The organism is bacterium (genome assembly GCA_020444325.1).
Lineage (GTDB): Bacteria > Bacteroidota > Ignavibacteria > SZUA-365 > SZUA-365 > BM516.
Window position 1 is genome coordinate 591,770 of record JAHLLD010000001.1, and the last position, 13,379, is coordinate 605,148.

Below are 13,379 nucleotides of genomic sequence, written 5' to 3' on the forward strand. Positions count from 1 at the left end.
TTTGGAGAAAACAGCCATGAAATACCTCCCCATTATCGCCCTGCTCCTGTTGCTTTCAGCCTGCGGAGCAGAGGCACCGTTGAAAGAGAGAATTGTCGGGAGCTGGGACATGACACAGGTTCTGCACAACGGCAAGGACGTCACGGCAGAGCATGATCCGAAAAACACGCGAAGCATCACCTTCCATGACGATGGTACTTTCATGAGCGAAGGATTCCCGGTCGGAACCAATACCGGGAAATGGTCCATCGCACCGAAAACCAAAGAGCTGTTCATCGACAGTGATGCAGGGGAGGGAGATGACAGCTACTGGTTCGTCGATCTCGAGGGAAATCGCATGGTCTGGGAAGGTGCACGTGGATATGCCACCGAATTCACCCTGATACAAACACGCATCGAGTAGAAAATGGCAGGCTTCGAAAAGAAAACCCGGATTTCCTGGGCAAACCACCTCATTGAACTCCTTGTCGTGTTCGTCGGTATTACGACCGCATTCATGCTGAACAACTGGTGGGAGGACGAAAAGGACCGGGACCGTGAACAGCAGTACCTGCGCAGTTTTGTGGATGAACTTGAGGGAGATGCGGTTCGGCTCGACACAATTCTCGCTCAGAACGAAAGGAACCTCTCCGTAATAGAGACCATCGTGGGGAAGCTGTTGCAAGGTGAGATCTCAGAGGACTCCCTCATGATTGCAGTCAGTCAGATGGTACAGATCAGCCTCTTTATTCCGAAAACAAACGCATACGAATCAGCGAAATACAGTGATGGCTTCACCCTTCTAAGAGATTACGAGCTCAAGACAAAACTGATAGGATATTATGAACGCTATGAGGGAAAGAAGCTGGTCGAAGAATATTTTCGCATGTACATCGATCGCTACATTCTCCCCTACCTTTTCAATCACATCGATATGCTCAGCGGAACGCTGCGCCATCGGGACTCCATCGATGTGGTGCAGGTGAAAAACCTTATCGCCGGATACAATCAGCTGCTCGTACAAATGGTGAAAGTCTATCGTGAACTGGATGAAGCGAACAATGAGTTGCGCGCGTCGCTCAGCGGTGCGGTGCAACTCGAAGAGTAAACCCACCTCTCCTCCCCACTCTTGCATCTCATGCAGGATTCTACGACCTTAAAGCGGTCAAACATGACATTATTTATCGTGTTGCATCGGGATTCCGCCCTCCGGCAATCCCATGCGTCCCTATTTCGAGGAGAGCCATGAGACAGTTCATACATATCCTGTTCGTTTCCTTATTCACGACAGCAATCGTATCAGCCCAGTCCGTCAGCTGGCAGAATGTCGGTCCCTTCGGCGGCGAAGTGAATGACATCATTACACTTGAGAGCGGGGTGATGTATGCCGGTACGACGTATGGAGGGATATACAGGTCCACCGATGGAGGAATGCACTGGGAACTCGCGACAGCTGGACTCAGTCATGCGTTTCAGTACAACTACTGTTACAGTCTGGAAACCGATGCTGATGGCGTGCTGTATGCCGGGACGCATTACGGGCTGTACCGCACGACGGATGATGGCGCGACATGGACGCAGCACACCGAGGGATTGGACAACTGGACGCGTATCCAGGTGCTGCTCAACGATGGAAACGGAACGCTGTTTGGGGGAGTGTACAACAGCGGGGTGTACCGGTCCACCGACAGGGGGGAAACATGGAGCGAATCGAATGAGGGACTGAGTAATACCTCGGTCAACGATCTGGCCGTGGATTCCGAGGGACGGCTGTATGCTGCGACGGAGAACGGATTGTTTCGTTCCATCGACAATGGCGACAGCTGGACGGAGATGAGCGAGGGACTCGAATACTCCTGGGTGAATTCACTTTTCATCACTCCAGGCGATACAATAATTGCAGGAGGCAGAGGCTCTTCGAGTATCAGCGTGGACCATGGAGCGACCTGGACCCCGGGGCTCTCCTTCGGCTGGCACTGGACAGTGTACGCGGATGCGGATGGCAGCTTCTATGCAGGTGGAAATACAGGTATTGTGTTCAAATCCACCGACAGGGGAAGCAGCTACGAGACAGTTACCAAGGTGCCTGATGCGACCTTCCACAGAATGCAGCCGTCGGCACGCGGTGGCATTATTGCAGCAACGGAGAACCACGGTGTCATCGAATCCATGGACGGTGGTCTCACATGGGAAAGCAGAAACAGCGGACTTGCAGCCACCGATGTCATCGAGCTCGTCCACGGAGACGCCGGCCTGTTCGCGGGTACCTACGAAGGCGTGTATCACAGCACGGATGACGGTGCCACATGGATGCATCGCGTGACGGAGGAAAGCGGTGTGAATTTCCGCGCATTGGGTATCAGCAGCAGCGGCCGTCTCTTCGGTAGTGCCTCCGGTGTCATATCCATCAGTGATGACAACGGTGTCACCTGGCGGTATGGTGACAGTACACTCACTGAAACGTGGGCCGACTGTTTCGGCTTCGGTCCGAACAACACGGTCTACGCCTGCTACTGGGATGGCATTTTCCGTTCCACCAACGGAGGGGACAGCTGGTCTGAGATCAGTAAAATCGAGGGTGTCGCGAAACAGGTGTGCTATGTCACGCCGGCGGGAAGCATCATCATCGGGACCAGGAAAGACGGTCTGTTTCGTTCGACCGATGGCGGGTTAACATTTACTCAGGTGCCGAGCGCGGGATGGGACAATGACGACCACACCGCCATCATTGAAGCGGCAAACGGCGATCTCCTGCTTACGAATTTCAATGGCGTGTTCCGTTCCTCTGATGACGGCGTGAGCTGGACCATGCTCGGGCAGGTACCGACGTATGGCGTGAAAGACATCGCGGAGGATTCAAAGGGAAACCTGTTCATCGCCTCGCGCGGAGGCGGGGTTGCCGTATCCACCGATGGCGGTGCGACGTGGACTGAGGTCAACGACGAACTCGGTCATCTCGTTGCGTATGCATTGTACATCGACGATCAGGACAATATTTACGTCGGAACCCGGGGCGGCGGCGTATTCAAAGGACGATTCAGCCTCACCGCCGTCGAGCAGACGCCGGTTCTTCGTCCCTCGACTGTCACACTGCACGCGAATTACCCCAACCCCTTCAATCCCGGTACCACCATTCCCTTCACTCTCAGCACGGCTGCGGAGATTTCGCTCATCGTATATGATGCGCTCGGTCGCAAGGTTGCGACCATCGCCGCGGGACACTATGGCGCAGGAACGCATCGCGTATACTTTGACGCAAAGGATCTCCCGGGCGGCGTCTATTCGGCGCGGCTTTCCGCAGGCGCTTCGATGCAGCACATTCGCATGTTGCTGCTGAAATAACACGTCGTACAGAAACTCCCGTCTGTCGCAAAGTGAAAGCGCCCTCGAAATATTCTCGAGGGCGCCTTTTTCATATCGGCGTCTTGACTTCAACCGCGACGGTGCGGCAATAAAATCTCCCCTCTGGTAAATCGTTGTCGTAGAGTTCCGGCGCCTCGCCGATGCCGCGGGCGGAGAGTTTCCTGTAGGACGGCTTTTCTTCAAGCAACAGCGCTTTGACGTTTTCCGCGCGGGCAGTAGAGAGCTGCTGGTTGTGATCCGCCTCCCCCAGCCTGTCAGTGGAACCGGTAATCTCGACCGAGGATGTCGACTTGATGGCCTCCCCGACGAAACGCCGGATCATGCGGCGGTTGTGCGGAAGAATATCGGAGCGGTCGAAATCAAAAACGATCAGCGACAGCCTCCCGATTTCAAACGAATTCTGTTTTTTGTGCACGGGAATCACCATCGACGATGCCGCTGTCAGTCCCCGCGTATCCTTCACCTTCAGTTCTGCCGTGAGCGCGTCTTCTCCACGCACGCGCGCTGCAAGCAAATCGTCGAGCTGCCAGCGCAGTTTCGCGGGGGGAGCGCCTTTTCCCTCAAAGGATGCCACCGCTTCCTCGCCGTGCAGCACCGTCATCGACCAGCGCTCCATCGCCGCTGTGCCTTCTGCACCGAGCAGCAATTCCATTTCCGGGGGGGTGATGTCGTATTCACTCAGGTGTTCATGCACGACGGGACGGAACACTTCATCGTATTCCGACATGATTTCCACGCGGCGGTTTTCCTCATCGCCTTCCGCATAGGCCTGGCTCGATGGCATCTGCGGCAGCTTCTGCGTACTCAGCGCAATACGGCTGCTGTCAATTCCCCATACATCGATGAAATATCTGCGCACCGTGTTTGCGCGGCTGTAGGCAAGATCCGTATTCCCGCGTTCCTCGCCCTTGTCGTCCGTCGATCCGACGAGGGTGATGCGAATTTCAGGATTCAGACGCAGCCGGCGTCCGACGATATCCAGCAGATGATAGTATATCGCCATGGTTTTTCTGGGCAGTCCACTTTCAGTAAAGGCCGCGGTATTGCGCGCGTCCATGATGCGATACTTGTCCGGAAGCCGGGCGGAGTTTTTCTCAAAGAACACATACGGAAGCAGTGGAAAGGTTTCCGTGACGAAGGTTTCGACAATATCGATTTCCGCATCCGTGCTGCTTCCGATGGATGCCACCGGCGGCTTCGGCGCCGGGGGTGGCGGTGGCGGTGGAGCGGGTGCGGCGGGAGGCGGTTCCTCCACGCCGGGCTCAATGCGCCAGGTCAGCGATGCCCCTGCCGAGAGCGCGGAGATGTTCCAGTCATATCCTGTCGTGGCGTCAGAGATTGGCCAGGAGTAAAGCAGCTCCGGTGAGAATTCCATCCCGCCGCTGAGCTTCAGCGTATACCCTATTCCACCGACAAGAGCACTGCGCAGCTGCGCATCATCGAACTCCCCACTGCCGTTCGAGCGTGTGCGTGTGAAACCGGGATACAATGCCCCCTGGGGCGAAACGATGCGCTCTTCCTGTGCCCATGATGCGGCGACAACGGGGAGTCCCACCCTGAACGCCCCGGAAACAAAGAGGGGAAATGACAGCGGCGCTATTTTCCCGCCGAGTTCAAACGTCAGATAATCGAGTTCGACGTCTTTCGTGTACTCGCGGACCAGCGGAGCAAAGGTGTTGTCCTCTCCTGTGGGTACGATGATACCGTTATCACAATACGTGCTGAGGCGTCCCCCGCGCGGAGCGTATCCGAGTCGCACGCTTCCGCGCAGCCATTCGAGAAGTTCGACTTCGCCGACCAGCGCGACGGAAATTCCTTCGCCTCTGCCCGACGTGAACGCGCCACATTCTCCTTCCGAAGCGCGCACATCCTGCCAGGTGTCATGCCAGACGCGATCATAGCCCGCGCGCAACCCGAGGTGCCAGATGGACTGGGACTTCGCGGCTGGCGTCGCGATGATGAAAAAAATGGAAAGGATGGAAAGATGAAATAATCTCCTTCTCATGCTGCTACTCCACCACAACCATGACGCGCGTTTGCCGGTAGGTGCGCGTGCGCATTTCGTAACTGTAGATACCGCTGGAAAGTCCACTGACATCGTACGTCAGTTGATAGCGTCCGTGCGTATACCAGGTGTCGGTGAGTATGGCGACCTCGCGTCCGCGAGCATCCCGCAGTGCGATGCGCACCGGCGTATCCTCCACCGTCTCGAACTCGATGGTGGTCAGGGCGGAAGCAGGATTCGGGTAGTTCTGCTCGAGCGCGTCGCGGTTTTCACTGATGGAGATGCTGTCGATGCCGCAGCGGGGATTGATGGTGATGGGCGTCATGCACCCGTCACCGAACAGTGCGATGAAGAGGGTGGAATCGGATGCAAAAGTGATACTGTCGGTGCGCATGACGAACTGCATGCGGTCGGATGCCGCCACACGGAAGGAAATCCAGCCGACGGGACCCGAGGTCACCTGCTGATTGTCGCGCAGGGCGATTCGTACACCGTCAGGACGCAGGGTATCGCGCACGGGCCGGGCGGTAAACACCGGCTCGAAGCCGAGATACTCGAGCGCGCGACGGTGAAAGAGTATGGAGAAATCCAGGTCGAGCGGGTTCTGTGGAATATCGCGATTGAGAAAGACCGGGAGCCTCAGTACTTCCCCGATGTCCGCAGTGATGGTCGTGTCCATGCAAAGCGTGATCAGCCACGGCGGTGTGTACCCGCTGCCGGTGATGGAGAGTGTGGTATCGACTTCCTCGCAGCTGACGCGCGTAACGAGACGGATGCGGGCATCGTAGGCAACTGCGGCGCGGGGTCTGAAGAGAAAATCCAGGCTGCGCGATGCCCTCGGCGGAACGCTCAGCGGAAGCGCTCCTGCGTAGGCGAACACGCCCTGGTCGGGCACAAAGCTCACGTTATCGATGATGAGAGCATCGAGATAACTCGGATTTTGAAAAGTGACACTGACCGGCATGGCTGCCGTCAGCACCGGTGTCGCCGGAAATACCACCGATGCGATGCTCGGGATGTACTGCAGCACGCGGGACCCGACGAGATTGATGCTGTATACCTGCTGTCCCAGCCGCGTGGTTGCGGCAACGTGCAGCTGCGCAACGGATTGTACGCTGGCCACGCGCGCGGGGAAAAACCTGATGTCTATGCTGTCGGCGAAATGTGGCGGCGTGTCCCGTGGCGGCAATCCGCTGAAGGTGCGTCCCTTCCAGCTGAAGGCCGCAGCGTCCGTTCCCGTAATCCAGATCGAGTCGATGGTGATGGGCACGCTGCCGTCGTTCACCAGTCCGATCACGCGCAGCACACTATCGCAACGTGTGGCTTCGGTGAAGACGATGGTGGACCATGGGACGAAAAGCGGGATGATGATGCCGCGTCCCTGCAGCTGTCCGTTCGCTTCCACCGTGCACGGATTGCCCGACTGCACGGCGATGCCGCCTCCATATGTCGTGTTGTTCGACGGCGCGAATTCCACCGTTACCAGCATGGTGTCGCGATACTGCAGGGTGCTTCCTATGGGCGGCACGGCACTGAGTACGGTAAAGCCGGCGGGCAGCGGGGGAATGGCGTCGACGACGACGGGAGTGGGACTCGGGTTGGTAATCCGCAGCACACGGGTCAGCGTGGTACCGACCTCCACATCCCCAAAATTCGTCATGGCGTCGATGGTGAGCTTCGGTTCGATATTCGTCCCTGTCAGCAACATGCGCAGCTCGCCTTCCGGTCCGTCGGTATCGAATACGAGATCGGCGGTTTCCGTCACAAAATCCGGTGCGCCTGCGGGACAGTATTGAATGATATACTGCCGCTGTCCCCCCACGGGAAGAATTTCATTCGTCGCGGGAAGCGGCGGGAGGAAAGTGAATTTCACCGACCCGGTGATGCTGACGCTGCGCAGCGTCAGTGCGGCGCCGGTATTGTTGGTCACTGTCACCGTATCCTGCCTGCACTGGCAGTTGATCACATTTCCCGCCTGCAGATAACCGGGATCGAACACCAACGAGCCGAACACCCCGTTCCCTTCCAGAATTACGCGTTTGATGATCTGGCAGCCGACGTCCTGAAAATTCAGTGTGTCGCGGTAGAATACCGGGTTGAGCGGACGAAAGTTCACGTTCACCGTTGCAGCGCTGCCAGGTGCGATGTTGACCCGGTTCCCGCCCATGATCGAAAACACGCGGCCTGAACTGAGGTACATGAATACGTCTCTCGTATCGATACCGTTGTTGTCGATCGTCACCGGCAGGGTTGCCGACTGTCCGACGATCACATTTCCGAACTGTACGAGCGAGTCGCGGGCGGACAGCTGCACATCAACAATGCGTCCATCGAGCGGGATGTCCCTGTACACAATACAGCCGCGGAAATTCATGCGTATGCGCGCCGTGTCGGTGTAGTATCCCTCGACCGACGACTGGAAACGAATGTACATGCGATGTGATCGTCCCACCCGCGCGGTGAACGGCAGAGTGGTGGGGGTGGAAAACACCGGGTTGCTGAATTCGATAGCCTCGACCACGAAGGGCTCGTTCGTGCGGTTCGTCAGGTAAAACTGTTCCGCCAGGTTGAGGGACCGACGACAGGGCTGATTCGGGCGGTCGAAGCTGATCGAAGAAAGCGTGAGGCGAGCAATGTCAACATTCCTCCCGAATAATGGCACACGTCCACTGCCGGGACAGACGTCATCCGACGCAATCAGCAGCGTATCGACGAAACTGCCGGTATCCGCCGGAGCGAAACTGAGAAGCACATCGCGGCAGTCACCCGGCTGCAGCGTGACAGGCAGCGTCCAGCCTCCACCCGGTACCGCGGTAAACGCCGGTGAAGAAGTCAGCAGCGACGTCACGGTAATGGGTCCTCCGCTGGTATTGCAGATCTGCAGCGTGGTATCGCTTGTGCTCTGATTCACGCAGCCGAACAGCGTATCGAACACCACGCGTCCGGGCGTCGGTGTCAGCTGCGTTCGACGTTGAATATCGATGGGAATAACCGATGCGGGATTGCAACTGTTCAGCGGAGTGACATTCAGTGTCGCACGTATGTTTCCGGTCACACGCAGCTGCGTCTGCAACTGCACCGTTGACGGCTGATTCTGCGACAGCGTCAGGAAGTTGCTGCCCAGGATAAACTGTCCCGCGTCGGGCCCGCTGAGCGAGAGTGCGACCTGTTGCGCACAGGACGAAGTATCGGTAACCGTGACGGTGAGAGTCGTGTCGGCGGTGCAGCCGAGTGGAAGGGAAAAGGCGGCGGGGGTGATAAAGACGGACTGTGGGACAATACGCGTCGATGGAACAAATCGAAGCGTTCCGCGCCGGTTGCCGCGTCCATTGAAATCCGAGGCGTCGCAGAGCACGTCTCCTCCCGCTTCGTTGCAGCGGAAATACAGGATCAGTCCCGCCTCATCGCCCTGCAGCGAAGCATAGCGCAGGCAACGCAGCTCGGCCTCACCGAGCGTGCGATTCCACATGCGTATTTCGTCAAGTTCACCGGTGAGGGGTCGCTGCAGCGACGGATCGTTTGTCTGTCCGTTGAAACTTCCCCACTGCAGGTAGCTCATCGTCGCGCGCATTGCCGTGAGCGGAGTATCCGCATTGCGTCCCTGTGCCTGCAGTGTACCATCGATAAACAGCCGCGCCTGCTGCGTACCTCCATCCCACATGGCGGCGACATGCATCCATACGTCATAGCGCATGGCGGTTTTGATCGTGGTGTTGTCGAAGTCTCCGAATCGCGATACGTCCGGACTGAGTGTGAACACCAGTGAGTCGCTTTCGTCAATGAAGAGCAGCCAGCGATCGTCGGTATCGGTGCGCGGACCCCATTCGCCCCCGATATACTGGCGCACGCCGGACTGCCGGCTTACGCGCATCCACAGCTCCACGGTCATCGCCCGGGTTGAATCCACCGAGCGTAGTGCGGGTGTGGTGAAGACGTCCACGTAGTCGAGATTTCCCCCGGAAAAACGCAGTGCATTGCCGAGACAGCGCGTATCGCTGTCGCAGGTCGACTGCGCCGTGAGCAATTGCGGCAGCGCGAGAAGCAGGAGTAGAGGGGCGACGAAATGTCTGCGTGTCAACAGCATCCTCCTACCGTACCACCAGCTTGCGGCTCACTTTCTGTGTCCCGACCCGCAGCTGATAGTAGTACACACCGGCCGGCAATCCCTGCGACTGCAGCACCGCTTCGTGTCGTCCCGCTTCAAAGCTGCCACGCGCGATGGCGGCGATAAGACTGCCGCGTACATCGTAAAGCAGCAGTTCCACATTTGCGCGACCGGCAAGGGTGAAGGGAATCGTGGTGTGTCCGTTGGCAACGGGATTCGGATAATTCTGCGAGAGCGAAAAACCGAGCGGCGCGGCAGCATCATGCTGCGCCGTGGTTGTACGCACGAGTGGCAGCGGGGTAAAGCGTCCCCCGAGCAGCTGCGTCACGTCATCTGCGGGCAATTCGAACCAGTGTTCCAGCAGCTCGGAATAGATTTGACGATAATCGAAATCATGCAGAAGATCGCCGCTGTTGTCGGTCACATCGAAATCGGGATCCTGTCCGAGTACGCCGCTGTTGACCGACTCCCCGAAGAGAAACTGCACGGAAGCCGTCCCATGATCCGTGCCGCTGCTGCCGTTTTCCCGTGTGCGGCGACCGAATTCCGACATGGTCATGCCGACCACGCGTTTTCCCAGTCCCTGGTTTTTCAGGTCGTCGACGAATTCCTCGGCTGCGGACGAAAGATTCTGCAGCAGGCGCGCGTGCGCGGACGCCTGATTGCTGTGCGTGTCGAAGCCCCCGAGGTACACCATGTACACTTTCGACTGCAAACCCCCGCTGATCAGGCGCGCCACGAGGCGCAGCTGCTGCGAGAGTGAGCTGCCCGAGTAATTCCCGACATTCGTGCCACTGGTGAACGCATCGTTGACGCGCTGGGAATACACATCGCTCTGTTCCTTGATGGCACGCACGAAAAGGTATTCTTCTCCGTATGGCGTTCCGCCTGGCACGGCTTCATCGACCTGGTTGCGGCCCAGACGGAAGAAAGTCTCGGGATCCGCGAGCGTGATACCCATGTTTCCTCTGTCCGCCTGCAGCATCAGCGAAAGTGTGCCGCCGATCTGTACCGCGAAGGGATCGGGCGGTAGTTGCAGCGGGTATGTCGGGTGCGTGATTTCCAGGTATCTCCCCAGCCAGCCCGTGTCCAGAACGCTTCCGGCCCCGGAGCCTGTCAGCCAGATATTTTCGGAGCGGAAATGCGAGCGGTTCGCATTCTCATATCCCACCCCCTGTACGGCAACGAGTTTACCTGCGTCGAAGAGATTGCGCATGCCCGTCATGTCGGGGTGGAAGCCCATGGTGGGATTCGCGATGCGCAGCACCTCCTGCGGAGAAATGCCGAGGGTGGGACGATTTTGATAATACTGCTGATTGGTATAGGGGACGAAAGTATTGAGTCCGTCATTCCCCCCGAACAGCTGAATGATGACCAGGACGTTATCGTTTTCCGAAAGCTGTCCCGATCCGATCGCACCGTAGCTGCCGGCATGCACCGGAATGCCGCGGAAGAACAGCGGTACGGATGCGACTCCGGCGGAGGCAGCGATAGCGCGGGAAAAAAATTCGCGTCGTTTCATGCGTCCCCCTCTCAGTGCAGTTGAAAATCTGGAGCCGACGCAATGCGCGTCAGCAGGTTGCGAAGATTCGTGTCGGCGTTCGGCGCATCGATATTCCATTCATACACCGGCGCCCCTCCCAGCATGGTCTGCAGGTAGCCGTCGCGCCGTGTCTGCGACACTTCGACCGGAAGCAGGAGCAGCAGCATGTCATCGAGCAGCTGGTTGGCATCCGAAACGTTGTCGAACGTCTTTCCCCAGGCGACAATATCCATAGGCGTCTGCGAAGACCCGCCTGGAAACTGTCCTGTAATGAAGCGCTCGGCGAAGGACTTGCGGTAGGGATACGTGGTAGTGCTGATCCAGGTCCTGTAGCCATCCCATCCCGCCACCGTGGGCGGATACAGCAGATGTTCCTCGAGCGTTTTCATATCCGCTACCAGACGGTCGCCTCCGGGATTTGCATTGAGCTGCCGGGCGAGTCCGACCGAAAACACGGCCGGCGATTTGATCATTGCGCCGATATTGACGGTGTCGAAAAAATGTGCGCTTTTCAGCAGCGTCTGCACGACCGGATAGATATCGTAGCTGTTGTCGCGCAGCAGCTGTGCCATGGCTTCAACCACCTCGCCGTCAACCGCCTCGGGATTGTCATAGACGAAAAAGGAATACAGCTTGCGGCAGATGAATTTCGCGACGGAGTCATCGTCGAAAATGATATCCACCACTTCGTCTCCCTCAAAGCGTCCGTCGAGCGACGATCGTCCCACAATCGTGCGTCCCATAAACGTCTTGTTTCCCGCGTCATGCAGCAGGGGACTGAATGAGGCGTCATAGCCCGTGAACTCATCGAGCTGCCAGCCGGTCAGACAGCGCGCCGCTTCCTTGATATCCTGCTCGGTGTAATTCCCCTCACCCATGGTGTAGAGTTCCATGAGTTCGCGCGCATAGTTCTCATTGGGATTGCCTGCGATGGAAATGGCGCCGTCGAGATAGCGCAGCATGGCGGGGTCACGGTTCACATCCTTCATCAAATCGCGGAAATTCCCGAGTGCGTACGAGCGGAACAGTGCGTTCTGCTGATAGAGGAACTGCGGGATTTCCACAACACCCGCTTCCGTGGTGATGTGCCGGTGCCAGAACAGCGTCATCTTTTCGGTGATGTTCATGCCGCTGCCCGCCATCCGTTGCGTCCACCACGCACGCAGCGCATTCATCCACGATTTGTTCTGCTGCCGGTATGCGTTTTCCTCTTCCGCCGTGGTGGGCTGCGCCTGCAGTTCCCCAACCCACGATCCCGGGGCAGACGGCGCACCGACGGGTTGCAACAGCACATCGACCAGCTCGCCGGGCTGCATGCTTTCGGCGGACTTGATTTCCGTCCACGTTGGCAGAAAACCCGCACGACGCAGCAAATGCGCTGCACGCCGCCGGTCCCACGGCTCCTGCGGCGTGGGGATATACGGTTCGAGTCCCGCTGCCGTCCTTCGCTCCACTCCATATAGCATCGGGGGCAGCCTGCGGCGTACCCGTATGCCCCTTCCCCCATCCGACTGTACAGCAATCTCAGCCATGCGCAATCCTCATATGCAGTTTCTGCATAAAAAATACCTCAGAATATCACCCAAAACCAATCAAGAATATCCGTGATACCTGCCTGAATGCGTCGACACAGGGTATTGTCGATTGCAATGGAGGGCTTGGGGAGGTATCAGACTGAGAATAAACACACAGGGATGAGAATTGTTACTTCGGGAATTCGACGCGAACGGAAACACGCACGCGCGGCTGATTCCCTCTGTCCGCTTTGAGATAGCGTTTCACATAGATGCGGCGATAGAACGCATCTTCCCTGTCCTTGAAAAACACATGATCGTCGTGCTCGGAGATGTCGATGCCATCACCGGCCAGAAGCGCGGAAAAGCCTTCGAGCAGTGCGTGATAGTATGCCAGGCATGCTTCGTCTGAAGAGAACTCCTTTTTCGCCGAAATCAGGTACTCCGGTTCGTCGCCAGAATAGTCTGCCACGCGCGCGCGCTCGTTCTCGAATTCAGGGATATCGTATTTCTTGCTGAATTCCACCTTCCCGAAAGAAGTCAGATAGCGACCCTTCGCGGCAGCTTTCCAGTCCTCCGCCGTCATGATTTCCGAGAATTTCGAAGTGGACTGCTCCCACAGGTACATCCACGCCTTGAATACCTCTTCATCGGGACCGGATCGTGCCGCCATCGCCGATGCATACACCTGCGCAGGCACCGCAAACATCACGAGCATGGCGCAGAATATCAGTGTCTTCAATCTATATGAAGTCATAGCTCCTCCAATTCCAAAATGAGTTGAATTGTACAATACGGAATCAGAGCAGTGCTGTCAAGAAACATCTGTCTGCAGGGCTGGACTGCAGACCGGATTTGTAAGCTGCGTCG

At 57.5% G+C, this 13,379-nt stretch carries 8 protein-coding genes; 3 read left to right on the plus strand and 5 right to left on the minus strand.

Features of this window, described 5'->3' with window-relative positions; translation table 11 throughout:
- The first annotated feature begins 16 nt into the window (after positions 1-16).
- The 3 genes from KQI65_02400 (at position 17) to KQI65_02410 (ending at position 3,321) form a co-directional block, all read left to right on the plus strand.
- Positions 17-403 (plus strand): DUF5004 domain-containing protein, encoded by a 387-nt coding sequence (locus tag KQI65_02400; protein MCB2203573.1) that lies wholly within the window; start codon positions 17-19, stop codon positions 401-403.
- A 3-nt stretch (positions 404-406) separates the two neighbouring features.
- A complete protein-coding gene (locus KQI65_02405; protein MCB2203574.1) occupies positions 407-1,087 on the plus strand; it encodes a hypothetical protein in 681 nt (226 codons plus the stop codon).
- Between the two features lie 137 nt (positions 1,088-1,224).
- The gene (locus tag KQI65_02410; protein MCB2203575.1) at positions 1,225-3,321 is read left to right on the plus strand and encodes a T9SS type A sorting domain-containing protein; all 2,097 of its coding nucleotides are present in this window, start codon (positions 1,225-1,227) and stop codon (positions 3,319-3,321) included.
- Positions 3,322-3,391: 70 nt separating this feature from the next.
- On the opposite strand, the gene KQI65_02415 is transcribed toward KQI65_02410, so the two are convergent.
- The 5 genes from KQI65_02415 to KQI65_02435 form a co-directional block, all read right to left on the minus strand.
- Positions 3,392-5,347, minus strand: coding sequence for an OmpA family protein (locus KQI65_02415; protein MCB2203576.1), 1,956 nt, complete (start codon positions 5,345-5,347; stop codon positions 3,392-3,394).
- A 4-nt stretch (positions 5,348-5,351) separates the two neighbouring features.
- Positions 5,352-9,425, minus strand: coding sequence for a choice-of-anchor D domain-containing protein (locus tag KQI65_02420; protein ID MCB2203577.1), 4,074 nt, complete (start codon positions 9,423-9,425; stop codon positions 5,352-5,354).
- A 10-nt stretch (positions 9,426-9,435) separates the two neighbouring features.
- On the minus strand, positions 9,436-10,974 hold the full coding sequence (locus tag KQI65_02425; GenBank protein ID MCB2203578.1) for a DUF1501 domain-containing protein: 1,539 nt from the start codon (positions 10,972-10,974) through the stop codon (positions 9,436-9,438).
- Between the two features lie 11 nt (positions 10,975-10,985).
- Positions 10,986-12,527, minus strand: a complete 1,542-nt coding sequence (locus KQI65_02430) for a DUF1800 domain-containing protein (protein MCB2203579.1) — start codon at positions 12,525-12,527, stop codon at positions 10,986-10,988.
- Between the two features lie 172 nt (positions 12,528-12,699).
- Positions 12,700-13,266, minus strand: coding sequence for a hypothetical protein (locus tag KQI65_02435; GenBank protein MCB2203580.1), 567 nt, complete (start codon positions 13,264-13,266; stop codon positions 12,700-12,702).
- Positions 13,267-13,379: the final 113 nt, after the last annotated feature.

Coding starts and splice junctions, on each gene's coding strand:
- KQI65_02425 (MCB2203578.1), bottom strand. CDS start 10,974: ATGAAACGACGCGAATTTTTTTCCCGCGCTATCGCTGCCTCCGCCGGA.
- KQI65_02435 (MCB2203580.1), bottom strand. CDS start 13,266: ATGACTTCATATAGATTGAAGACACTGATATTCTGCGCCATGCTCGTG.
- KQI65_02410 (MCB2203575.1), top strand. CDS start 1,225: ATGAGACAGTTCATACATATCCTGTTCGTTTCCTTATTCACGACAGCA.
- KQI65_02415 (MCB2203576.1), bottom strand. CDS start 5,347: ATGAGAAGGAGATTATTTCATCTTTCCATCCTTTCCATTTTTTTCATC.
- KQI65_02405 (MCB2203574.1), top strand. CDS start 407: ATGGCAGGCTTCGAAAAGAAAACCCGGATTTCCTGGGCAAACCACCTC.
- KQI65_02400 (MCB2203573.1), top strand. CDS start 17: ATGAAATACCTCCCCATTATCGCCCTGCTCCTGTTGCTTTCAGCCTGC.
- KQI65_02430 (MCB2203579.1), bottom strand. CDS start 12,527: ATGGCTGAGATTGCTGTACAGTCGGATGGGGGAAGGGGCATACGGGTA.